The 21,896-nt window shown below is 67.3% G+C and carries 21 protein-coding genes and 1 tRNA gene; 10 read left to right on the forward strand and 12 right to left on the reverse strand.

The window, feature by feature from the left end:
- The 4 genes from VME70_11165 to VME70_11180 all read left to right on the forward strand — a co-directional run.
- Positions 1–645: hypothetical protein (locus tag VME70_11165; protein HTW20757.1), on the forward strand; the 645-nt coding region annotated here is incomplete at its 5' end.
- Positions 646–794: 149 nt separating this feature from the next.
- Positions 795–2,426, forward strand: coding sequence for a long-chain fatty acid--CoA ligase (locus VME70_11170; protein HTW20758.1), 1,632 nt, complete (start codon positions 795–797; stop codon positions 2,424–2,426).
- 44 nt (positions 2,427–2,470) lie between these two features.
- A complete protein-coding gene (locus tag VME70_11175; GenBank protein HTW20759.1) occupies positions 2,471–4,018 on the forward strand; it encodes a hypothetical protein in 1,548 nt (515 codons plus the stop codon).
- Positions 4,004–4,092, forward strand: a tRNA-Ser gene (locus VME70_11180). The genes VME70_11175 and VME70_11180 overlap by 15 nt, the downstream gene beginning before the upstream one ends.
- A 133-nt stretch (positions 4,093–4,225) precedes the next feature.
- Here the strand turns inward: VME70_11180 and VME70_11185 are convergent.
- From VME70_11185 to VME70_11195, 3 genes are read right to left on the reverse strand one after another with little or no spacing between them, the layout of a single operon-like run.
- Entirely contained in the window at positions 4,226–4,570 is a 345-nt protein-coding gene (locus tag VME70_11185; GenBank protein HTW20760.1) for a DUF427 domain-containing protein, read from the reverse strand.
- Positions 4,567–5,037 carry an SRPBCC family protein gene (locus VME70_11190; GenBank protein ID HTW20761.1) on the reverse strand — a complete coding sequence of 157 codons (471 nt, stop codon included), beginning with the start codon at positions 5,035–5,037 and terminating at the stop codon, positions 4,567–4,569. Before VME70_11190 ends, VME70_11185 begins: the two co-directional genes overlap by 4 nt.
- 26 nt (positions 5,038–5,063) lie before the next feature.
- The gene (locus VME70_11195; GenBank protein ID HTW20762.1) at positions 5,064–6,539 is read right to left on the reverse strand and encodes an MFS transporter; all 1,476 of its coding nucleotides are present in this window, start codon (positions 6,537–6,539) and stop codon (positions 5,064–5,066) included.
- 98 nt (positions 6,540–6,637) lie between these two features.
- On the opposite strand from VME70_11195, the gene VME70_11200 reads away from it, so the two are divergent.
- Positions 6,638–7,198, forward strand: coding sequence for a TetR/AcrR family transcriptional regulator (locus tag VME70_11200; GenBank protein ID HTW20763.1), 561 nt, complete (start codon positions 6,638–6,640; stop codon positions 7,196–7,198).
- Positions 7,199–7,221: 23 nt separating this feature from the next.
- Here the strand turns inward: VME70_11200 and VME70_11205 are convergent, their stop codons facing one another.
- Positions 7,222–7,653 (reverse strand): helix-turn-helix domain-containing protein, encoded by a 432-nt coding sequence (locus tag VME70_11205; GenBank protein HTW20764.1) that lies wholly within the window; start codon positions 7,651–7,653, stop codon positions 7,222–7,224.
- 55 nt (positions 7,654–7,708) lie between these two features.
- Between VME70_11205 and VME70_11210 the strand changes: the two genes are divergently transcribed.
- Both VME70_11210 and VME70_11215 read left to right on the forward strand, forming a co-directional pair.
- Positions 7,709–8,176 (forward strand): SRPBCC family protein, encoded by a 468-nt coding sequence (locus tag VME70_11210; protein HTW20765.1) that lies wholly within the window; start codon positions 7,709–7,711, stop codon positions 8,174–8,176.
- 21 nt (positions 8,177–8,197) lie between these two features.
- Positions 8,198–8,533: a TfoX/Sxy family protein gene (locus VME70_11215; protein ID HTW20766.1), complete on the forward strand. Its 336-nt coding sequence runs from the start codon at positions 8,198–8,200 to the stop codon at positions 8,531–8,533.
- Positions 8,534–8,926: 393 nt separating this feature from the next.
- Here VME70_11215 and VME70_11220 read toward each other — a convergent pair whose 3' ends face one another.
- From VME70_11220 to VME70_11255, 8 genes are all read right to left on the reverse strand, one after another.
- Positions 8,927–11,632, reverse strand: coding sequence for a LuxR C-terminal-related transcriptional regulator (locus tag VME70_11220; GenBank protein HTW20767.1), 2,706 nt, complete (start codon positions 11,630–11,632; stop codon positions 8,927–8,929).
- Between the two features lie 69 nt (positions 11,633–11,701).
- Positions 11,702–13,720, reverse strand: coding sequence for an MDR family MFS transporter (locus VME70_11225; protein HTW20768.1), 2,019 nt, complete (start codon positions 13,718–13,720; stop codon positions 11,702–11,704).
- A gap of 41 nt (positions 13,721–13,761) precedes the next feature.
- Positions 13,762–14,364 (reverse strand): hypothetical protein, encoded by a 603-nt coding sequence (locus VME70_11230; protein HTW20769.1) that lies wholly within the window; start codon positions 14,362–14,364, stop codon positions 13,762–13,764.
- 354 nt (positions 14,365–14,718) lie between these two features.
- A complete protein-coding gene (locus VME70_11235) occupies positions 14,719–15,033 on the reverse strand; it encodes a hypothetical protein (protein HTW20770.1) in 315 nt (104 codons plus the stop codon).
- A 418-nt stretch (positions 15,034–15,451) separates the two neighbouring features.
- Positions 15,452–16,138, reverse strand: a complete 687-nt coding sequence (locus VME70_11240; GenBank protein ID HTW20771.1) for a BON domain-containing protein — start codon at positions 16,136–16,138, stop codon at positions 15,452–15,454.
- Between the two features lie 403 nt (positions 16,139–16,541).
- A complete protein-coding gene (locus VME70_11245; GenBank protein ID HTW20772.1) occupies positions 16,542–16,673 on the reverse strand; it encodes a hypothetical protein in 132 nt (43 codons plus the stop codon).
- A gap of 226 nt (positions 16,674–16,899) precedes the next feature.
- On the reverse strand, positions 16,900–17,409 hold the full coding sequence (locus VME70_11250; GenBank protein HTW20773.1) for a general stress protein: 510 nt from the start codon (positions 17,407–17,409) through the stop codon (positions 16,900–16,902).
- Positions 17,410–17,948: 539 nt separating this feature from the next.
- Entirely contained in the window at positions 17,949–18,557 is a 609-nt protein-coding gene (locus VME70_11255) for a DUF1345 domain-containing protein (protein ID HTW20774.1), read from the reverse strand.
- Positions 18,558–18,987: 430 nt separating this feature from the next.
- Between VME70_11255 and VME70_11260 the strand changes: the two genes are divergently transcribed.
- The 3 genes from VME70_11260 (at position 18,988) to VME70_11270 (ending at position 21,816) form a co-directional block, all read left to right on the forward strand.
- Positions 18,988–20,619, forward strand: a complete 1,632-nt coding sequence (locus VME70_11260) for a helix-turn-helix domain-containing protein (protein HTW20775.1) — start codon at positions 18,988–18,990, stop codon at positions 20,617–20,619.
- A 466-nt stretch (positions 20,620–21,085) separates the two neighbouring features.
- Positions 21,086–21,475 (forward strand): helix-turn-helix transcriptional regulator, encoded by a 390-nt coding sequence (locus VME70_11265; GenBank protein HTW20776.1) that lies wholly within the window; start codon positions 21,086–21,088, stop codon positions 21,473–21,475.
- Positions 21,472–21,816 carry an STAS domain-containing protein gene (locus tag VME70_11270; GenBank protein HTW20777.1) on the forward strand — a complete coding sequence of 115 codons (345 nt, stop codon included), beginning with the start codon at positions 21,472–21,474 and terminating at the stop codon, positions 21,814–21,816. Before VME70_11265 ends, VME70_11270 begins: the two co-directional genes overlap by 4 nt.
- Positions 21,817–21,896: the final 80 nt, after the last annotated feature.

A 21,896-nucleotide genomic window follows, 5' to 3' on the forward strand; every position in this document is an offset into this window, starting at 1 on the left:
ACCGCGACCAACGCGGTCGGGACCGGTGCGGCGACCGCTCCGACGCACCCGGTGATGCCGACCATCCCGACGACGTTGGCGACGTCGGTGAAGTCCTCCACTGCGATCGGCGGCGCCATCCCATTGACCGCGACGCTGCAGCGCGCGGACACCCACGCGGCGCTGCCGAACCGGCGTGTCCTGGTCTTCCGCCGAGAGGCGCCTTCGGACCGGTGGGTGCAGGTTCGCAAGCTGCGGACGAACTCCGACGGCGGGGTCTCGACCGTCCTGCGACCCAAGCGCAATGCCGAGCTCGAGGCGGTCTTCCCGGGTACGGCGAACATCGCGAGGTCCTCGGCGTTCAAGAACTACGTGGTCCGGCCCGGCGTGCGGGCAAGTCTGTCGGCCTCAGCCGTCCGGTCAGGGACCCGGGTGACGATCCGCGGCTCGGCATCGCCGTTCTCGGCCGGCCAGCGGGTGCTTCGTGAGGGCTACTTCGACGGCGGCTGGCACGTCTGGCAGCGGTCGCGAATCGGTCGGCACGGCCATTACTCGTTCGCCTTCCGGCCGACCCTGAAGACCGTCGACGTCTACCGGATCGTGGTGGCTGCGACCGTCCGGCACGGCTCGGGCCACTCGCGCACGCTGCGCCTCGTCGTCGGCTAGCCGCGTCGCGGTGAGTCGGCCCGCACTGGTCGACTCCGGCCAGACTCCGCGCGACTCCAGCCGGGGCTAGCCGTCCGCGGTTGCCCCGCGCACAATGTCAGGAGCGCGGACCGCCCGGCCGCCGCGACCTGCGATCCGTGGGAGACCGAGTGCGCAGCACGATGCAGGACTTTCCGCTGACCATCGGCTCGATCATGCGCTTCGGTGCCGAGGTCTTCGGCGACAGCGAGGTCGTGACGCTGTGCGACGGCGGCGAGCGTCGGCGGCGGTCCTTCGCGGAGACCGCGGAGCGTGCCGCGCGGCTCGCCAACGTTCTTAGGTGGCTAGGCATCGACGGCGACCAGCGGGTTGCCACCTTCATGTGGAACAACGCCGAGCACTTCGAGACCTACCTCGCGGTTCCGTCGATGGGCGCGGTGCTGCACACGTTGAACATCCGGCTGTTCCCCGACCAGGTCACCTACATCGCGAACCACGCCGAGGACAGCGTGATCATCGCGAACTGCTCGCTCGTGCCGGTGCTGGCCAACGTGCTGGGCGACATGCCCACGGTCCACACCGTCCTCGTCTGCGGCGAGGGAGATCGCAGCGCGCTCGAGTCCTCCGGTAAGGAGATCCTCTCCTACGAGGAGGTGGTCGGTGAGGCGTCGCCGACCTTCGAGTGGCCGGACGACATCGACGAGCGCTCCGCGGCGGCGATGTGCTACACGAGCGGCACCACCGGCAACCCGAAAGGCGTGGTCTACTCGCATCGCTCGTGCTGGTTGCACTCGTTGTCCGCAACGACCGCGAACAACAACGGCCTCGGCGCCGACGACCGCACGATGCCGATCGTCCCGATGTTCCACGCGAACGCGTGGGGGACGCCGTACGCGGCTTTCATGTCGGGCGCCGACCTGATCCTGCCGGACCGGTTCCTGCAGGCCGCGCCGCTCGTCGGGTTGATCGAAGCCGAGCGGGTCACCATCTCGGCCGCGGTCCCGACGATCTGGAACGACATCCTCCAGTACCTGCGGGCAAACCCGGGTCACGATCTTTCGACCCTGCGCAACGTGCTGTGCGGCGGCTCGGCGGTCCCTCGGTCGTTGATCGCGGCGTTCGAGGCGGAGTTCGGGATCCACATCATCCAGGGCTGGGGCATGACCGAGACCTCTCCGGTCGCGGCGGTTGCGAAAGCGCCCACCGGCCTGACGGGAGAAGCGTCCTGGGACTACCAGGCGAAGGCCGGGCGGCTCCTGTTCGGTGTGGAGGGCCGCATCGTCGACGACGCCGGTGACGTGCAGCCGCGCGACGGCAAGGCGGTCGGCGAGCTGGAGGTTCGCGGGCCGTGGGTGACCGCGGCGTACTACAAGGACGACGACCGGCAGCGCTTCGACGAGGGCTGGCTGCGCACGGGCGACGTCGGCACGATCGACCCACAGGGCTACATCACGCTCACCGACCGGTCCAAGGACGTGATCAAGTCCGGTGGCGAGTGGATCTCGTCGGTCGAGCTCGAAGTCGAGCTGATGGCCCATCCCGCGGTGCTCGAGGCTGCGGTTGTCGGCGTACCGGACGAGCGCTGGCAGGAGCGACCCCTGGCGTGCGTCGTTCCGCTCGAGGGTCAGTCGCTGGACCCGGACGAGCTTCGTACGTGGCTGGCGGAGCGGGTGGCGAAGTGGTGGCTGCCCGAGCGGTGGGCGGTGATCGAGGCTGTCCCGAAGACCAGCGTTGGCAAGTTCGACAAGAAGGTGCTTCGCCGGGCATACGCCGATGGCGATCTCGACGTCACGACGTTGTGAGTCAGGCGTAGCCGGTTGGCGGTCCAGCCGGATCGGCGCTACCAATGAACCGACCCGGCGCGCCGGACGATCCATCCGGTGAGGGACCGGCCGCGCTGCGGGCGGCGCCGGGCGCGGAGGATGTCGTGGAGCAACGGTTTGCCGACTACGTGCGCGAGCACTGGCCGGCGCTGGTTGACCAGGTCAGCGCCGAGTACGGCGACACGACTGCAGATCGCCAGCGGGCCGAACGCGTTCTGGTCAGGAGCCTGACCAGGCTCGGGTTGCGCTGGCGTCGCGTGCATGACGACCCGGACTCTGAGTTGCACCGCCTCCTTCTTCGAGACCCAGCCGGTCGGTCCGACCGGCAGCGAACCGATCCGGACGGATACCTCGTCATGGACGTGTCGCCGGCCGGCACGGATCGGGACGGCGTCGACGCCGCCGGCGACCCGATGTCGGTCGACGCCGCTCTCGCGAGCATCATGCGCGCGGTCCGGCGTACTCGTCAGCGCCAGGGCGCTGCGGTTGCTGTGGTCGTCGTGATTGCGGGTGCGGTGATCGCGTCGTCGATCGGACCCGGTTCGGCACGGCACGGAGGCGGCAAGGCGGCCGCTGCGGTGGTGCTCGCCAGCGCGGTGCACTACCCGCAGGGCCCGACCGACTTCGCGAGCGACGTGACCGCAGGCGGCGGCTACATCTGGACCATCGAGACCCGCCCGACCCGGGCCGGGTCGCTGTCCTACGTCGTGAAACGCAACCCGGTCAACGGGCAGGTCGTCGGTCGCTACCGCGTCCCGCGGCCTGACGATCACATCGCCTACGGCTTCGGCAAGGCCTGGGCCTGGCACGACGACAACGACTACCCCTCGACCGCGATTGCGACGGTGGACGGTGCGGGTGGCGTGGACGTCGAGCGCTCGACGCCGTCGATCGCCATCGATGAGGTGACCTTCACCGACCGCTTCGTCTGGCTGACCGAGCCGCGCGCCAACCAGGTCATGACGATGCGCGACGGCGTGCTCGGCGCGCAGGCGGTGTCATCGGTCAGCGGCGCGCGTTTCGTCGTACCACTCGGACCGAGCTCGGTCCTGGTCGCGGGCCGAAGCGGCCTGATGCGCGAGCTGCCGAGCGGGAACAGCGTCGTGATCGGCGGCACCCCCACGTTGGTCGCTCCGGCGCCGTCGTACGGGATCTGGATCGTGACCGGCCGGCGGGCGTCGTACTTCCCGGCCATCAGCGATCGGGCGACCCTCACTTTGCCGCTGTCGCTCGAGGTCGGCGCCGTCATCGGCGACCCGAGCGACGGTGTCTACATCGCTACCCGCAGCCGAAACCCTCGGCATTACGACCCGTACCTCGTGTACTACTCGCCGGCGGCGCTCGAGAAGCACCACCCGAAGCCGACCGCGAGGCTCGACGGGTTCGTCCAGGCCGAGACGATGACGGCGAACCCCGCCGGTGGCATCGTCTTCACCACGAACGAGGGTGCCGTCGACTCGTGGAATCCGGCGGGACACCCGGTGTCGGCGGGGAAAGCCCCGAACCGGGTCGACCACGCTGCGCTACCCTCGTTGCCGCGGCGGCTTCCGCCGCGGGGAGGCTTCGCCTAGTCCGGTCTATGGCGCCGCACTGCTAATGCGGTTTGGGTTCACCCCCATCCCGGGTTCAAATCCCGGAGCCTCCGCTGCTGACCCGGCTCTGACCTGGGCCTTCACGTGTCTAAGTGGTGCGAGTCGCTACAGAAATTGACCGAGCCGCATTTTTTCAGTTGCAGTTGTGAGACGCCCGAGGATGGTGAGCCGGTCGCCGCTATGCGGTCAGTGGTGACCCGCGGCCGCGCGCGGTGGTGGTGAGATCTCCTGCTCGCCGGGATTCATGCCGCAGATCTCGACTCCATTCCAGAACGCGATGTAGCCGGCAACGTCGGCAGCCGCTTCGTACGGCGCGGGGTAGTACCAGGCGGCATCGACGAGGCGGTCCCCGTCGACGGCGACGTGGGAGTAGGCGGCGTCGCCTTTCCAGGTGCAGTGCGTAACCGTGCTGCTCAGTTCCAGGTAATTCTGATGGACATGGTGCGGCGGGAAGTAGTGGTTGCCTTCGACGAGCACGGTGTCCTCGCTTTCAGCGATTGTGACTCCCTTCCAGGAGGCAGTGATCGTCATCGGGTCACCTGCTCCTCGCGGGCGGGATCAGCGGACGCCTCAAGATGAGCCTTCAGTCGCTGTAACGACTCGGGGAGGGTCTTGCGGATGCTGGCGGTCAGAAACGGTGCCATGAGGCGAAGGAGCCCGCGCAGTTCCGGGGACATCGTGAGCGTGACGATCGTGCCACCGTCGGCGTCATTCAGGATCCAGTTGCCGGCCGGTGCGACAGTGCCGGGGCCAGACCTCGCGGGCGGACCTTGCCAGGCGAGTTTCACATTGGGCTCGAAGACGACGTGCCGGAACGTGCCCTGCGCACCCCGCGTCATGCGGTAGGTGTAGACAGCGTCGGGGCCGGGTGCGGAGCCTTCGGTTCGCTGGACCCAGTCGAAGTCAGTGGCGTAGATGGGAAGAAGCTCCGCGTGGGCAAGAAAGTCGAAAACCTCGTGTCGCGATCGGGCGATCGTGACCTGCGACGTGACATTCATGGCAATGGTCTCCTTCTTGGCGCTGGCTACGCGGCGAGGGGCGCGACGGGGACAGGCTCGAGGGTGGTCGGTTCGCCTCGGGTGTTGGTGGCCCGGACCGCTATCAGGGCCGCGGCGACCAGGAAGACTGCCGCGGCGATCAGCGCCCGGTGGAACCCAGAGGCAAGAGCCGACGGTTGGGCGATGTGCGTTGCGAGAAGCCGATTCGTGTGGGAGGTGGCGATCGCGGTGAAGATCGCGATACCGAGCGCCCCGCCGAGTTGTTGGGAGGCATTGATCAGTGCGGCGGCGAGCCCGGCCTGATCTGCTGGTACGCCGGCGTTGGCGGCGGTGGTCGCACCGACGAACACCGCGCCAAGCCCGAGCGACATGACGATCAGTCCTGGCAGCAGATCGGTTGGGTAGGTGCCGTGAAGCGGCAGCCGGGACAGATAACCCACGCCGCCCGCGGCGGCGAGAGCACCAATGACGAGCACCGGTCGCGTGCCGGTGCGGGGGAACAGCTTGGAGCACACACCGGCCGCTACGATGACTCCGCCGGTCACCGGCAGATACGACAGGCCCGTGCGGATCGGCGAGTACCCGAGGACGTCTTGCATATACAGGGTCAGGAAGAAGAAGGTCGACAGAAATCCGGCGATCGCGATCAGCTGGGTTGCGTCGGCGGCGGCGAGTCCGTCGATCCTGAATACGGATAGCGGCAGCAGGGGTCGGTCCACTCGGCGTTCATTCACGACGAAGCCGGCCAGAATGATCGCCGCGGCGATCAGGCAGCACACGGTTGATGTCGCGCCCCACCCGACGATCGGCGCGCGCACGATCCCGTAGACCAGCAGCAGCATCCCGGCCGTGGACAGCAGGGCACCGAGCAAGTCAAATCGCGCGACGCCAGCACGGGGGCGGTCACGATCGATCAGGAGAAGCGTGCCGGCAAGAATTCCGACGCAGGCCAGCGGGTTGACGAAGAACACCCAGCGCCATCCCGGTCCTTGAGTAAGGACACCGCCGAGCAGCACGCCGGCTGCCGACGCAACTCCTGCCATCGCGCCCCACGCGCCGAGGGCCTTCGTGCGATCAGTACCGGAACTGAAGCTCGTGGTGACCAGCGACAGTGCCGCCGGCAGCATCATGGCGGCACCCAGGCCCTGGACCAGCCGAGCAGCGACCAGTACGCCCGATTCGTTCGCGAGGCCGGCGCCCAGCGATGCGAGTGCGAACACGACCGTGCCGGCCACCAGCAGGCGGCGCCGTCCGAGCAGATCCGCCGCCCGACCACCGAGCAGCATGAAACCGCCGTAGGTCAGCAGGTACCCGCTGATCACCCATTGCACGTTCTGCACCGACACATGCAGGTCGTCGTGTATCGAGGGCAGCGCCACATTGACGATCGAGGCGTCGACGTAATCGAGGAACGCCACCAAACAGAGCAACAGAAGTGTCAGTTTCCCCCGCCGCGAGGCCAGGAACGAGCTGCCGCCGGCCGCGACGGTGGAAGTGGCCATAGCACTGCTCCCTCTACAGACTTAGTTGGACTTCTAACTCATATCATGCGGCCTTGATGTCTACAATGCAAGTCAGACGGCTAACTAAGGAGACGGGCATGGTCACGACCGGGCCTGTGCCAGGCAAACGGGAACGACTGGTTCACGCGGCGACTGAGCTCGTCCACCGACAAGGGGTTGAAAAGACCACGCTCGCTGACATCGCCGAGGTAGCCGACGTTCCGCTCGGCAACATCTACTACTACTTCAAGACGAAAGACGCGCTGGTCGCAGCCGTCGTCGAGGCGCATGTTCGCGGCGTACTCGACACCATTGAGTCCCTCGGTCAACACCGCACGCCGAAAGCGCGGCTGAAGGCCCTCACACGGACGCTTGCGGCTCGCGCGGATCTCATCGCTAAGTACGGCTGCCCGCACGGCACACTGTGCTCGGAACTCGACAAGAGCGAACAGAACCACGACGTCGCCCGTCTGATGAACCTGCCGCTCGCATGGCTGGAGGACCAGTTCCGTACCCTGGGTCACCGCGACGCGCGCCAACTGGCGCTCACCTTCCTCGCGAGCTACCAGGGAACAGCTGTTCTGACCCACACCACCCGCGATCCATCAGTACTAACCGCCGAAGGCCGACGGTTAGAGCGCTGGATCGACTCGCTATGACACTTGGGTACTTGTGTAGGGCCTCAAGACGTGGCGAAGTCCCGACCTTGATCGGCTCGATACGTAGCGGCGATCGCGTCCAGTAGCGCGTTGCGGTCCGCTCTCGCTGCGGCGACGAACTCCGGGTCGGCGGCCGTCCGCGCGTCGTACTGAGCGCTCCAGATGATCATCTCGACGAGGACCGGAGCCAGGTCGATGCCCTTTGTGGTCAGGCAGTAGGTCACGCCGCCCTCATTGCGGGCCGCGACGTGCCGATCGACGATGCCCGCAGACTCAAGCGCGCGAAGGCGCTCCGCCAAGATGTTCGACGCGATCCGCTCCTCGCTTCGACGAAAGTCCTGGAATCGTCGCTTCCCCTTGAACAATAGGTCGCGGATCACGAGAAGCGTCCAACGGTCGCCGAAGCAGTCGAGAGCAAAACCGATCGGGCAATCCGAACGACGAGCGGCTGCCATGGCTCGAAGCCTAGCAAGGTTGCAAAAGAAAACCTATCTCTCTAGGCTGCGACTCATGACCCGCCTCACCAACGTGATATCCATCGATGCGTCGCCCGGAACAGTCTGGGCGATCGTCGCGGACCTGGGCGCTCTCGCCGACTACGACCCGACCGTCAAGGCCGTCGAGGTCACGTGCGGTGCGCGAGCAGGCCAGGGGGCCACTCGCCGCGTGACCATGCGCGACGGGAAGCACTGGTTCGAAGAACGATTGGCCGCCTTGGAGCCAGACGCGAGCCTCACGTATGAGTTGACAGCCTGCAACTTCCCGATCGCTCGGTTGCAGCACACCTATACCTTCGCGCACCAGAACGGATCGACGGTCGTCACGCAGGTAATGGAGTACACACCGAAATTCGGGTGGGCCGGAAGGCTCCTCGACGCCGCGATGCTCCGCCGCGGCTTCAACGCCGGCGTCATCGCGTTTCTCGGCGGGTTGAAAGCGCGCAGTGAAGGGCCTACCCCAGCGGCAGACGCCCGCTGAGTCTGCCGAAACGCGACAACGATGTACGACGAAGCGCTCGCCGCCCGGGTCCGAGACATTCTCGCCAATGAACCGGACCTGGACGAGCGAAAGATGTTCGGCGGCCTATGCTTCACGCTTTCGGGCAACATGACCTGCGGCATCGTCGGCGACTCGCTCATGCTCCGGCTCAACGCGCAGCTCGCAGCCGCCGCTCTCCATGAACCGCATACCCGCCCGATGGACTTCACCGGCCGACCAATGAAGGGCATGGTCTACGTCGCTCCCCTCGGCCTCAAAGAGCGAGCGCTGCAGCGATGGCTCGACGTGGCAATTGGCTACGTGCGCACCCTTCCCGCCAAACCCGTCAGACCGTGAACCCTCCGGGCGGATCTGGATCAACGCATGGCCTGGGCACCGGTCGCTGCAGGCCGCACCGGCGCAACGGGTGCCGCCGTTTGCCCGTCCTGCCAGTTGCAGTTTCAGTTGCAGTTCGAACGCCACTCCGCGTCGTCCATCCGGGTCCAGCCGCGTCCGCAGCCATCCGGCGCAAGGGACTGACGTGCACAAACGTTCGCCCCCCGGACGACTGCGGCCACGGGCGAACACCTACGGGCACGCTCACGGAGCACTGCTAATACGGTTTGGGTTCATCGCCCATCCGGGGTTCAAATCCCCGAGCCTCCGCTGCTGACCTGCGGTGTTGCACTTTCTGCTGCTTCTATCCGCTAGAGGACTATCTCCTACCCGCATTTTTAGTTGCAATCGCGCTCACGCCGTCGCGGGCAGACCGAACAACCCCGGGCTCTGACGCGCCAGCTCGGTGAGCTCGTGTCGGGACGACACGTCGGCTTTGGCGTAGATGTTGCCGAGGTGGTAGCCGACGGTGCTTTGTGTGATGAACAGATTGCGGGCGATCTGCGCGTAGCTCATGCCCGAGGTCACCAAGGCGAGCACGTCTCGCTCACGGTCGGACAGTGAGAGTGTCGCGGTCTTGATCGCGGCGGTTGTTTTCCGTATCTCATCGACGTGTCGGAGGTAGGACGCGGCGCCGAGCTGTTGGTAGGTGGTGGACGCAAGTTCGAGTGACCGGGCTGCGGCTGACGAGTCGTTCATCAGATGCGCGACCCGGGCGTGATCCACGTGGATGTGCGCGCCGTACAGCGGCATGGATTGAAGTGGTTGCGCGGTGGCCGCGCGCAGAGCCGCGAGCGCGGTCTTGCCGCCGCCGTTGGCCTCCGCTGCCAGTCCGCGGACCCAGGCACTCGCCGCTTCGGACCAGTCGGTGCGGCCGGCAGCAGCGGACAACCGTTGGGCACACAAGGCCGCGTCGTCGAGCGCCCTGGCCCACACCGCGGCCAGTCCGGCGTGGACGTGCCAGACCAGATTCTTGGTGAGCTCCCCGCGGCGAACCTTCTCCAGCGGTTCGCGGACCTGCGAGTGGAGCCCGGCGTCGATCGTGCCGGACGCGTGCTGCCGGATCACCTCGACCACCCACAGCTGGTCGACAGCTTCCAGCCATGGCGAGCGGGCGGTTATGTCCCGGCCGGTGGCGATCGCCTCGTCGGCCGCGTCGAAGTCGCCGACTCCGATGGCTGGGAGCGCAGCGCTGACCAGCAGTAGCGGCGCCGGCCAGTCACCGCCGAGTTCGAGGGCAAGCCGCATGTTGACTCGTGACATCGCCCAGTCGCCGGCGAACCACTGCGCCCGGGCCAGCGCCGCGTGATACGTCCCGCCTCCGAAGTCGGCCAGTCCGTGTTGCATCCGGTCGGTCATTTCGGTCAGGTCTGCGACCGCGAGGGCAAACTGTCCGGTGTTGGAGCGGACCAAGCCACGCCAGCCGAGCGTCAGCGTCTGGTCTGCCGGCACCGCACCCGGGCTGTTCGGCAACTCCGTGAGTCCAGCAACCTGGTCCGGGGTGCTCGCGTGCCGTGCGCTGAGCTGAGCGCCGGTGAGGATGGCGAGGCGCGTGAAGGTCGGGTCGTAACTGTCGTAGCACCGCATTCGCGTCAGCGCCTGCTCGATCAGCTTCTCCGGTTCACCGGCAGACAGCCGGGACCAAGCCAGAAGGGCTTCGATCCGGTGCTGGGTCCAGGCAGCGTCGGCTGCGACCGGCTGTGGGCTGGAACGCGGGGTGAGCAGCGTGACCGCGTCGCGGGCCCGGCGTTCCCATTGCGCCAACTGGGCGAGCACGAGGTCGCGTAGTGGGGTCGCCGGCAACTGGTCCAGTTCGTCGAGCTGGTCGCGCACCGTTGCCCGGTCGCCGTTGCTGAGGGTGTCGAGCAGCGACTCGAGCCGAAGCCGCTCGCGCTGGGCCGGGTCGCCCGTGACCGCGCTGGCCAACCGGTGGAAGTGCGCTGCCAGCCGATAAGAGAGCTGGTTGCGCAGCGACACCGCGTGGCTGTCGAGTTCGGCGGCGAGGTCCTCGTCGTACCCGGTGATCGCAGCGGCCCGGTGCTCGAGGGCGGCGCTGGTGCCGCTGACGACGGCCGAAGCGCGGCTGTGCAGCGTCTGCCGATCGGAAGCAGTCAGGGACCGGTACGTCGCGGCACGGATCAGGCTGTGCGCCAGGCGCATCTGCTCTCCGGTCGCGGTCGGCCGGCTCTCCGCAAGACCGGCGTCGACCAGGGCGGTGACTGACGCGGTCGGCTCGGACAGACCGGCCACGGTCGCCGCGTCGCGCAGTGGCCACCAGTCGCCGCCCAGCACCGACAATGCGGCAGCGAGGCGCCGGGCCGGCTCGGGCAGCCCGGCGACGTGGTCGGTCACCCACTGGCTGAACTCGGCCGGCGCCGGCAGCTCCCGCATCTGTGCGAGGTCACCCGCCGCGTACTCGTTGACCAAACCGAATAGATAGAGCGGATTTCCAGCAGTGTGCTCCCAGAGCCGGGCGGCGGTGACGCGGTCGATGTCCGGCCGTCGCTCGCAGACCAGTTCGACCGCGAGCGTCTCCGACAGCCCGGCCAGCTCGATCCGCTCGACCCGGCCGGGCCGGGCTGACCATCGCCGCCACCCGGGATGCTGGCCGGCGTCGAGCGCGCGGCTAGCGAGCGCGATTAGCACTCGGTCGCCTGCGGAGCGGCTGACGACCGCGAGCAGCGCCTCGACCGACTCACTGTCCGCCCACTGCAGGTCGTCGATCGTGACCAGCAGCGGGTTGTCGCCGGACAGCTCGTCGTCGATCCGGGCCCGCAGCCGCTGCGCCGCGAGCACCGTGGTGAGTTGGCCGCTCGCCGTGGCCGCCGTGGGGTCGACCCCGAGCCCGGCGAGGACGTCGTAGGGAAGTGCCGCCGAAGTCTCGAGGGCCTCGGTTGCGAGCCAGGTGAAACCAGCGGCCCGCTCACCGACTGTGTCCAGCAACGTCGACTTGCCGAGTCCGGCAGCGCCCTCGACCACCAGAACTGTCGGCGTGCCGCCGGCCGCTCGTGCGACGGCAGCGTCCAGGGTGCCGAGCACCTCCTCGCCCCACCGGATCACCGCCGCGGCCCCTTCTCCGGGACTCGTTGGCTCAGCCCGTCCCGCGAGGGCAATTTATCCAAATGGTCTCTATGCCACCAGGCTGCGAGCGACGTGACGAAGGGCGTCGTCGAAGGCCGGGTCGTCCTCGGCGTTCCAGTCCGCGAGCCGCTCGGTCAACCAGTCGCGGATCGACGTACCGAGGTGTTCGAGCTCCTCGCGGCCGCGGTCGGTGACGGCAAGCGCACCGTCGTCACCGCTTAGGAAGCCCTGGGTCCGCGCGGTGTCGAAGGCGGGTCGCATCACCGGTGCCGGCACGCCGAATCGCGCGGCGATCGAGTGAAGGTCGGTCGGTAGACCCATCCGCGACCGTGCAGTCACGACGCCGACGCTCCAGCCGGTGGCGCCGTCCAGGGAGGTGTCGGCAGTGGACCGGATCGTCGCGATATCGTCCGGCCCGGCGCTGCGCAGCATCCGGGAGATCGCCTGCTCGAGCTGCACCATTCGGTCCGGGCCAACCGGCGCGTTGAAGCCGTCGCCGACATCGCTGGCGCCGGCCTGTGCGGTGCTCCGCAGCGGTTGCTGCTTGAGGAACAACGAGACCGCGAAACCGACCAGAGCGACCGGCACTCCGGCCAAGAACAGCAGGTGCAGCGCGTGTGAGTAGGCGGCGACGATCGGGGTGATCTCGTGTGACGGGTAGGCGTGCAGCGTCTCTGGGGAACTGACGGCGGACGGATTCACACCCGGTGAGTGGACGAGCGCCTTGGCCAGCAGAGGCGCAAGCGCATTAGCGAAGATCGTGCCGAAGATCGCCGTACCGAACGAGCTGCCGAGAGTGCGGAAGAAGCCGACTCCCGACGTCGCGACGCCGAGGTCGCGGAAGTCGACGGTGCTCTGGACGACGGTGGTGAGGATCTGCATCGACAGGCCCACGCCGGCGCCGAACACGATCATGTAGGCGCACAGGGTCGGGTAGCCGGTGGTTGGCGTGAGCCGGGAGAACAGGTACAGCCCAACCGCCATCGTCAGAAAGCCAGTGATCGGGAAGAGCTTGTAGCGGCCGGTCTTGCTGACCACGGTGCCGGCCAGCATTGACGTCGCGAATAGCGCCACCACCATCGGGATGCCGCGGACGCCGGACATGGTTGGTGAGATGCCCTGGACGTACTGGCTGAAGGTCGGCATGAAGGTCAGTGCGCCGAGCATCACGAACCCGACGATGAAGGTCAGGACGACGGAGAAGCTGAACACCGGCTTGCTGAACAGGTGCAGCGGAAGCATCGGCTCCGCGGCACGGGACTCGACCCAGACGAACAGCGCGAAAGCGATCGCCGATCCGACGACCAGGCCGATGATCGTGCTCGAGCCCCAGGCGTAGGAGTTACCGCCCCAGCTCAGCGCGAGGGTTACGGCGGCAGCGCCGATCGAGACCAACATGATGCCGGCGTAGTCGATCGGCGCCCGCTTCGTAACGTTGATCTTCGGGATGGTGATGGCGGCGAGCGCCATCAGGACGATGCCAATCGGCAAGTTGACAAGGAACACCCAACGCCAGCTGAGGTGATCGGTGAACAACCCACCCAGCAGCGGCCCGAGGACCAGCGCCACCCCGAAGACCGCGCCCAGCGCGCCCTGGTACTTCGAACGCTCCTTCAGCGGAATAACGTCCGCAATCACTGCACTGGCGGTGACGCCGAGCCCGCCTGCGCCGAGACCCTGGATCCCTCGCCATGCGATCAGCCAGGTCATGCTGTGCGCGAAGCCGCACATCGCCGAGGCCACGACGAACATCCCGGCCGAGAGTTGAAGCACAAGCTTTCGGCCGAACCGGTCTGAGAGCCGCCCGGTCAGGACGGTCGAGATCGTGTCGGCGAGCAGGTACGCCGATACCACCCACGACAGATGGCCACCGCCGAGGTCACCGACGATCGTTGGCAGCGCAGTCGACACGATCGTCTGGTCGAGTGCAGAGAGCAGCATCGCGACCATGACCGTGGCGAACACCATATTCATCTGGCTCCGGCTGATCGCGCCGGCTGCGGCGCTGCCAACCTCGGAAAGGTCGAGCTCCCTTGTCGGAGCTGCGGTTACGGCTGTGGTGGTCATCTCATGCCCCTTTGGTTGTTCCGGTCGGCCTGTCGCGCCGCTCAGGCGGTGACCGTCGGCGCCGCGGGGGCGTCGTCGCTGCTGGTGATGCGGCTGGTCTGCTTGAGCGCGAACAGGACCAACACGACCGGGAGCACCCAGTTGAGAGCCAGGTTGGTACGGCGGTGCAGCTCGCCAGCCGCCTGCAGATAACCGGAGAGGAAGTGCCCACCGGACATCACAATGATCGCCGCGGCCCACACTGCGGTGAGCTTGCGGTTAACGGCGTGAAAGATCGGCGAGGTCCAGTACTGCCGCGGCGTCGCCTCTCGCGCGTACTGCTCAGTGAACGGCGTGAACGCGAGCGAAGCCAGCATTACCAGACCGAGCACGAGAGCGCAGCCCCCGCGACCGTAGTCGACAATGTGCCGACGCACCGCGTCGTCGCCGACGAACGCGATCGCGGTCATCGCCGCGAAGGTCACCACGCCAGTCGCGTCGATCAGCTTCAACTTCGAACCACGGGTGTTGAAGATCGTGATCGCGAGCGCGATCAGGCCTGCGATCGCCGCTGCCACCGGCACGAAGCCGGTGCCACCGTGGTCGGCCAGGATCGTGAACGCCGCCCACGAAATCAAGCTCAGAAACATCTTTTTGTTGCCCATGACGTCCATCCCCTTCGTCGAGTCGCACCGCCGCTCTGGCGGCGACTGAACTCAGTAGATGGCCGATTGCCCCCAACTCACCTGTGAGCAATTCACAGTCTTCGGGCACCGCCGGCGGCACGACGCTACGGCTAGGTCGGGGTTCGGCGCGCGCAGCCCAGTTGCAGTTTCAGTTGCAGTTCGATCGCTACTCGGAGCCGTCCGCACGAGTCCACTCAAGACCGTCGACGTCCGGTGCGGCGCACTGACCTGCGACAACGCAGATCCGGCGGACCGCTGGGGCCGACCCTGGACTCCTACGGACGCGCTGACGGGGCACTGCTAATGCGGTTTGGGTTCACCCCCATCCCGGGTTCAAATCCCGGAGCCTCCGCTGCTGACCTGGGCTTTTGCATGTTTCACCCTTGTCATTCGGTGCGGGAAGCTGATCTCCAGTGGCACAGTCCGCAACGGAAGTGCCTCGGAGATCCGCTGAAGTCGGTCGACAAACGTCCGCATCGCAGTCGGCACACCGTCCGCGGTCGGGCTGGTAAAGGTCGTGTATGCGTACAGGTCGAGGCCCTTGGCAAGTAGCCGGCTGAAGAGGTCGAACTGTCGGGCGAACAGGTCCAGGGTCGCCTGGATGTTGAACGAGAACGACTCATCGTCGAAACCTTTGAAACAACACACTCGCCCGTCGCCCGGTTACTCCGCCACCCGGCGACGAACGTCCGACGAGAGAGACTGCAAGAAGTAGTCGTTGGAGAGATTGTCGTCCGACCACAAGTAGACGTCGCCTGTCGCGGCTGCCTCGTCGAGGGCATCCATCATCCAGGGCACCCACTCGGGACCCAGAGATGATCAGTTGGGTGCCTCGCTTCAGGGTGCGGCCCGCATCGATCTGAGTGGCTGTCCGGCCGGAGCCGACGCGCACTGCGTTTGCTGGAGCAGGCCGCGGATCCACCACAGTGAACTCGAGCTACCCTGGCAGCCGCCGCTGCTCCCATGCCACTCGAGCCGACCGAGATCACCGGACGGGCCACCGCGCGACTGGCTGCCGGCGACCGCCAGGTCCGGTGAGCTCTCGGTCCCTGCCGGGTGCAGTCGGTCAGTTGCCGAAAGGCCGGACCTTGATCTTGTTGTTCACCTCGACCACACCCGGGGCGCTCCAGGCCGCGCGCTCCGCCTCGCGTCGTTCCGCCCAGGAAGACACCTTGCCGCTCAGGGTCACGGTGCCGCCGTCGACCTGTACGTCGATGTTTCGCGCTTCGGTCTCCGCGCTGCGCAAGAGCGCGCCCTCGACCTTGCTCTTCAAGGTGGCCGGTGACGGCTTCACGAGCGGCTTGACGGAGATCAGGTTGGTGACCCCCTTGACCCCCTTGAGTCGGCGTACTGCTCGCTCGGCATCGAGCCGCTGGAAGTGCCAGGGAACCTCGCCGCGCAGGGTCGCCCAGCCCTTGGAAACCGTGACCTGGACCTTGCCCTCCGGGATCGTGGTGTCCCAGTCGAGCGCTCGCGCGGCCTCGGCGGCGATTTCGGCGTCAGTGCGCTCAGCGCTGTGTGGCAGCTTCACCTCGATGTCGTTGGCGACCGCCACGACGCCACGCACCCGGCGCGCGGCTTTCTCCGCCGCCCACCTCTTGGTGTAGCTGTCGACCCATCCTGTGAGCGACACGACTCCGTCCTTGACGATCACGCCGATCTCGTTGGGCTGCACGGGGGCATCCCACTTGAGCTCCTCGATCACGTCTTTCTGGATCTGCTCGTCGGCCCGCGCTTCGACCGCAGTAGTCATCTGCCTACTCCTTCCCTCGAGAATTTCTGCTTACGGACTCGACTGTCGCCTGGTAGCGCCGACCGGGCATCCCCTGTCCGGGTAGACATCCGGCCGTCACGTCGGCGGTGTGTTAGGAACAGCGCCGCTATTCCTCGAGAATCGACAGCGCACGAGTCGCCAACTGTGGAGGTTGAAGCGCGGGTTTGAGCTGTTCAGATCGGGCCCGAGATCTCCCGGAGCCGCGGGAGCCGGTAGCGCAGGGTGCTGCGGTGGATGGTCAGGGCTTTAGACGTCGCGTCGTAGGTCGCGCCGTGTTCGAGGTAGCCCGCGAGAGAGTCTCGCCGAGATTCGTCCCGTGCTCCTCGTCGTACTCGATAAGCGGCCGACCCACCGCGCGATCACGTCACCGACCGCCGATGAGTCACGACGGGTCGGCGGCCAGCCCGTAGATCCCGAGACCGACAAGCCCGTCGCCGTAGGGAATCGCAGTCAGGCTCGATCCACTCGAGCGCGCGGTTGCCATGCGGGAGCAGTGCCGCAGACGCCGTGCCACCCGAGGATGTTGAGGAAGGACTGGTGCTCACCGGTGCGACGGACAACCCTTCGGCGCCGCCGCCGGGCAGGTCGAAGCGCACGCAGCTGGGTTGGAGTTCAGACCGTCAACCCTTCGGCGCGGGCGGCCTATCGCTCAAGCCGGCGCCGCTCTGCTGCGCGGCGGTGTAGTCCCTGTCCTTCCGAGGGTTGCGCGGACCGCGACCATCCGAGTGCTCCAAGAGGCGTCACTTGGCACGCTGACCGGGGGACGCGGTCGAGGATCGGGCCGGTGGACCGTCGAGACCGCCGTTGAGGGCCGTGATCGCATCGTTGATGTAAGGCTCGTCGACGAGGACATCGTACCGGCAAGCTTCGATCCTGGACGTCGACGCGAAGTCGCGCCGGTCGCCGGACAGCGCGTGACTGACGGCGCCGTAGATCGCGCCCATGATGAGGCCCAGGATGGCGCCGGAAAGCACCGCGCTGCCGGCCCATGGACTGACGATCCAGAATACGATTCCGACCAGGACGCCGAACCACGCACCGGCCGCCGCGCCGTAGAGCGTCGCCCTGGCCGCCGTCCAGCGGCCGGTCACCAGCTCCACCAGCCGCAGGTCGCTGCCGACGATGGCGACGTGCTCGACCGGGAACTTGTGATCGGCCAGCTTGTCGACATCCGCTTGCGCGAGCTCGTAGCTGCGGTAGTGGCCGAGTACCTGCTTGCGCATAGGTGAGTCCACTGCGTAGGTCGTCACGATTCCTCCTCTGGTAATCAAGTGGTCCCTTCGACGACAACACGAGCATTGGGGTCGGCGCACCGTCAGGTCGGTCAGTCTGCTGTCGCCGGTCAGCCTGCGACGCAGCCGCCGCCTGCACCACGTCGGCATCGGTCGAGACCATGCCGGAACCCCTGTCCCGGTACTGATCCCAGGACCTCGACCTCCGCATCGGCTACGCCACCAGGCACGGGCCCGCGTCCTAGATGTCTCGTGAGATCGCAGAGGCGCGATCGGAGGTGGTCGGAGCGACTCGAACCCCAACCTTCTGATCCAGCGGTTGCAGTTGACGGTGTCATTCGCCTAACACGCTCGTGGCCACGCCTTGCACCACACTTGGCTACACGCCTCGTCCGCAGGCTGCTGACCTCCGCTTTTACCAGCGAGAAGCAACTCGCGAGCGTGATCGGCGGCACCGTGGCGACAGGCGGCAGTCCGATACTCATGAGGTCGTGGTGTCGTGGGCCGAACGAAAAAGCAGAGGCGACGAATCGCCGCCGATGGGTTTCCGGTGCTGATCACCCGACGTGGGCGGCGAGCAGATTGATCGCTACGGCAACGATGACAGCGCCGAACAGGTAGGAAAGCACCATGTGTTTCAGTGCCAGCCGCCGCAGCAGCGTGGTCTGCAGATCGGTGTCGGATACCTGGAACGTCATTCCGATTGTGAAGGCCAAGTAGGCGAAATCGCTCCAGGCCGGGGGCTGCTCCATGTTGAACTCAATGCCGCCGTCCTCGTCGAGGTAGTAGAGCCGGGCGTACTTGAGCGTGAAGATCGTGTGCACGAGGAACCAGGAGCAGACGATCGAGGCGACTCCCGCCACGATCCGGAACGCCCGCCCGAAGCCGTGGAAGCTCGCCGCGTCCGCGAGCGCGAACGTCACCGAGGCGATGCTGGCGACGGCCGCGACGAGCAGCAGACCGTCGGTCGCTGACCGGGATGGATCCTCGTGCACCGCGACCTCAGCTGTCAGTTCAGGCGTGAGCCGCCAACTGGTGACCCAGACGGCGACGCAGTAGGTCGTAGCGGCGACGTTCCAGCCGACCATGACGCCGTACGCCAGCTGGAGTCCGGTGCTTAGGCAGACGACGAGCGCGGCCCCGCCCCCGGCGGCTACCGCAGTCATGAGTTGGCGCCATGCAACCGCGGACCGCGGTACGTGGCTTCTCGGCAGGTCGCCCTGGCGACCGCCCGACCGTGGCTGCCGGGGCGTTTCGGTAGTCACGATGGGTGTCCGACGACGGTCGCTTGCGCGTCGTTCTCGTCCGCGACCCGCAGGGCCGGTGCACGGCGTGGCCATACCCGCATCAGCGTAGGGCGCGGGCGTCGGGTCCGCATCCCTCGAACGTGTGGGCATGACCTCGAGGCCGAATGCGGCGGCGCGCGTAGGGGCCCTGGGGACGGGTAGGCCAGGACCGTAAGGAGATACTGAGTCTCGTCGGGAGAACCCGGCGAGAGAGTGGCTCAACTCGATCCAGCAGAGAATGCTCGCTAGCCAGGCCATCCGCGCTGATTCTGTCTGCGCTGGAGGTGATACGGCGTTCGCTCCCACACGAATGCAACTGGCTTCATTGCGCGGCCTGCTCGCGCTGTCGCTGGTGCTCATCTCCGAACTCGACGAGAACCACATCATCGAGCTCGCTACCACGGCAAGTGTCTCGCTTGCCCACGCCCAGACGGTGGCGGTTTATCTCGACGGCCGACGGCTCGAGCCCCCGGGCGGTAGCCCGTATGAGCCCGGCCATGCACTCGACCGTCAGGTGGCGGGCCTCACCGCCGCGGGCGGGGCCGTGACGGCCGCGCGCCACTCCTGGGCATGGGCGTACCCGCTGACCGGGCAGCAAGGCGCCTTTGGATTCTTCGTCATGGCCGCCGCGAAGGCGCCGGACGAGCACGAACAGTTCCTGCTGCGCGCGCTTGTGCAGGAAGCCGGGATCGCGATCGGGGTAGCCCGGTTACACGCGATGGAGCGGGCCGTTGCCGAGCAGCTACGGGTGGCGAACATGCAGCTCGAGCAGTCGCTGGACGCGCTGACGAGGAACATGGCCATGCACCGCACGCTCACCCAGGTTGCGCTCAGCGGCACCGGCGATCGTGGCGTCGCGGAGGCGCTCAACCAACTCACCGGGCATTCGGTCATCATCGAAGATCTCGCCGGTCGTCTCGGCGTTTGGATCGGCCCGGGGCAGCCGGATCCGTATCCGTCTACGCAGACGCGAACGAGGGAACGTGACATCAGCCGGTTGCTGAGGGCCGCGGGGGCACTCCCAGTGGACCGCGGTCTCGCGGCGTTGGCACGCGCACGCGCCGAACCGCTGGGGGTCATCACGTTGGTCGGTGCGGCGTCGCCTGTCGACGACTTCGAGCGGGTGGCGCTGGAATATGCCGCAACCGTGCTCAGCATCGAGCTGATGCGAGCCCGTAGCATCACGGAGACCGAGTTGCGTCTCGGCGGCGACCTCGCCGACCTCCTGGTGACCGGCACCACGCTGGCCGCCGTCCGCAGCCGCGTCGAGGCAGTGGGCGTCGACCCTTCAGCGCTGCAGGTCGTGGTTGTCGTCGAGGGCAGGACGCGGCGAGGAGACGACGAGACGTTCTTCCAGGCGGTGCGGCAGGCCGCGGTGGACTGCGACCTCGCCTGCCTGGTCGGCCAGCGCGAAGGCTTGGTCGTGCTGGTGTGTTCCACCGGGCAGCCGTGGAGGGACTTGCGCGACGCAGCCCTCGCGAAGATGCCCGGTGGCCGATGCCGCGTCGGTGTCGGCGGCCCGTGCGAGGGCATCCCGGAGCTGCCCCGCTCCTACCGGGAGGCTCAGCTCGGGTTGCGGCTTCAGCGTGACTCCGACGTCGGCGGCGTCACCGTCTTCGACGAGCTCGGCCTCTACCGGCTGGTCGGTGCGGGCGACACGGCCGCGGCGGAGCGGATTGTGCGGCAATGGCTCGGCGCATTGATCGACTACGACCAGCAGCGGAGCACCGATCTCACACTCACGCTGAGCGTCTACCTCGACTCCGGCGGTCACCAGGAGCGAGCCGCGACTGCCCTGTCGGTGCACCAGAGCACGCTGAAGTACCGGCTGCAGCGGATCCGCGAGCTGTCCGGCTGTGATCTCCGTGATCCGGAGGTGCGGTTCAACCTCCAGATCGCTGCCCGCACCTGGCGCACGCTCCAGGAGATCCGCGATCTTTGATCAGCTCCTGTCCTGGGCGGACAGGCGAGTCGCCCGATTTGGTCGGGTCCGGACAAAGTATCCCCTCGGTCGCAGTGGGCAGGATGCTCCAGGAGAGAGCGAGGTGCCCGAATGACGATGCGCGACGGCAACGACGCTCACGGCTACACGCGCTGCCTGGAGAAGCGGCTCGACACGGTGCTGTTCGACCTCGGTGGCCTCGTCCGCGACCCGACGTCGGCTGCATGGCTGGTCCGAGCCGCCATCGCCCTGTCCGATCGGGCGCGGGCCAAGGCCGTGGTGGCGGCGTCGGCGGCGCTCGCCGCGGACTGCCCGAACGAGCCTTGTTTGGCCACGGCGACCGAGCATGCGCGGGGGGTCCTCGACCGCGATCCGCAGCGGCTGATCGCCGCCTCGCTACGGTACGTGGACTGCTGGTCGCGCGGGTCGGCCGCTGAGGATGCAGCCATAGCCCTCGTCGAGCGCGGTGACGACGACGGTGCGCTCGAGCAGCTACGGCGCGCGCGCGGCGTATCAGCAGGTCGAGGCAGAGCACGACCTCGACCGGGTCCGCGCACGGATGCGCGCGCTCGGCGCGCGGCCGAGGCACTGGTCCTGCGCGGACCGGCCCCTCTTCGGCTGGGACAGCCTGACGGGCACCGAGCTGCGGGTGGTGGGCCTCGTTGTGGACGGTCTCACGAACCGGCAGGCCGCAGCCAGGCTGTACCTGTCCCCGCACACCGTGGCGTTCCACCTTCGGCAGGTGTTCCGGAAGCTCGAGATCAGCAGTCGCGTGCAGCTCGTCCGACTGGCCAACGAGCATGGGCCCGATCGCGAGCCGACCTCGTCGCATCGGCTCGCCGCGGCGGGGCAATGAGCGACCACTGGACGGAGGACGCATCGTTCGTCGTCAGGCGCTCCGGTGACCTGGCGGAGGTGCGGATCTGCGGAACACTGTGCCGCACCGACGCGTCGGCCGTGCGACGCCGCCTGGGCCATCTCATCGACGCCGGTGTCACCTGCATCGACCTCGATCTCGGCGGGATCCAAGACGCTGACCCCGCGGGTCTCGCCACGTTGGTCATCGCCGCCCGGCGGCTGCGCGGAAGTCACGGTCGGCTCTCGTTCAGCGCACTGAGCGACGAGTCCGCAGAGATACTTTCGCGGCTGCACCTGTTCGTGGATGATGTTTCCGAGCGACGGCCGCAGGCCGTCTGACATGGTCGTCGCGAGTGAGCAGGCAGCTACGCCCGGGACAGCAGCGCCCCGCGTGGCCGGTGGCATCCGCCTCCGACCTT

It is taken from the genome of Mycobacteriales bacterium (assembly GCA_035504215.1).
Lineage (GTDB): Bacteria > Actinomycetota > Actinomycetes > JAFAQI01 > JAFAQI01 > DATAUK01.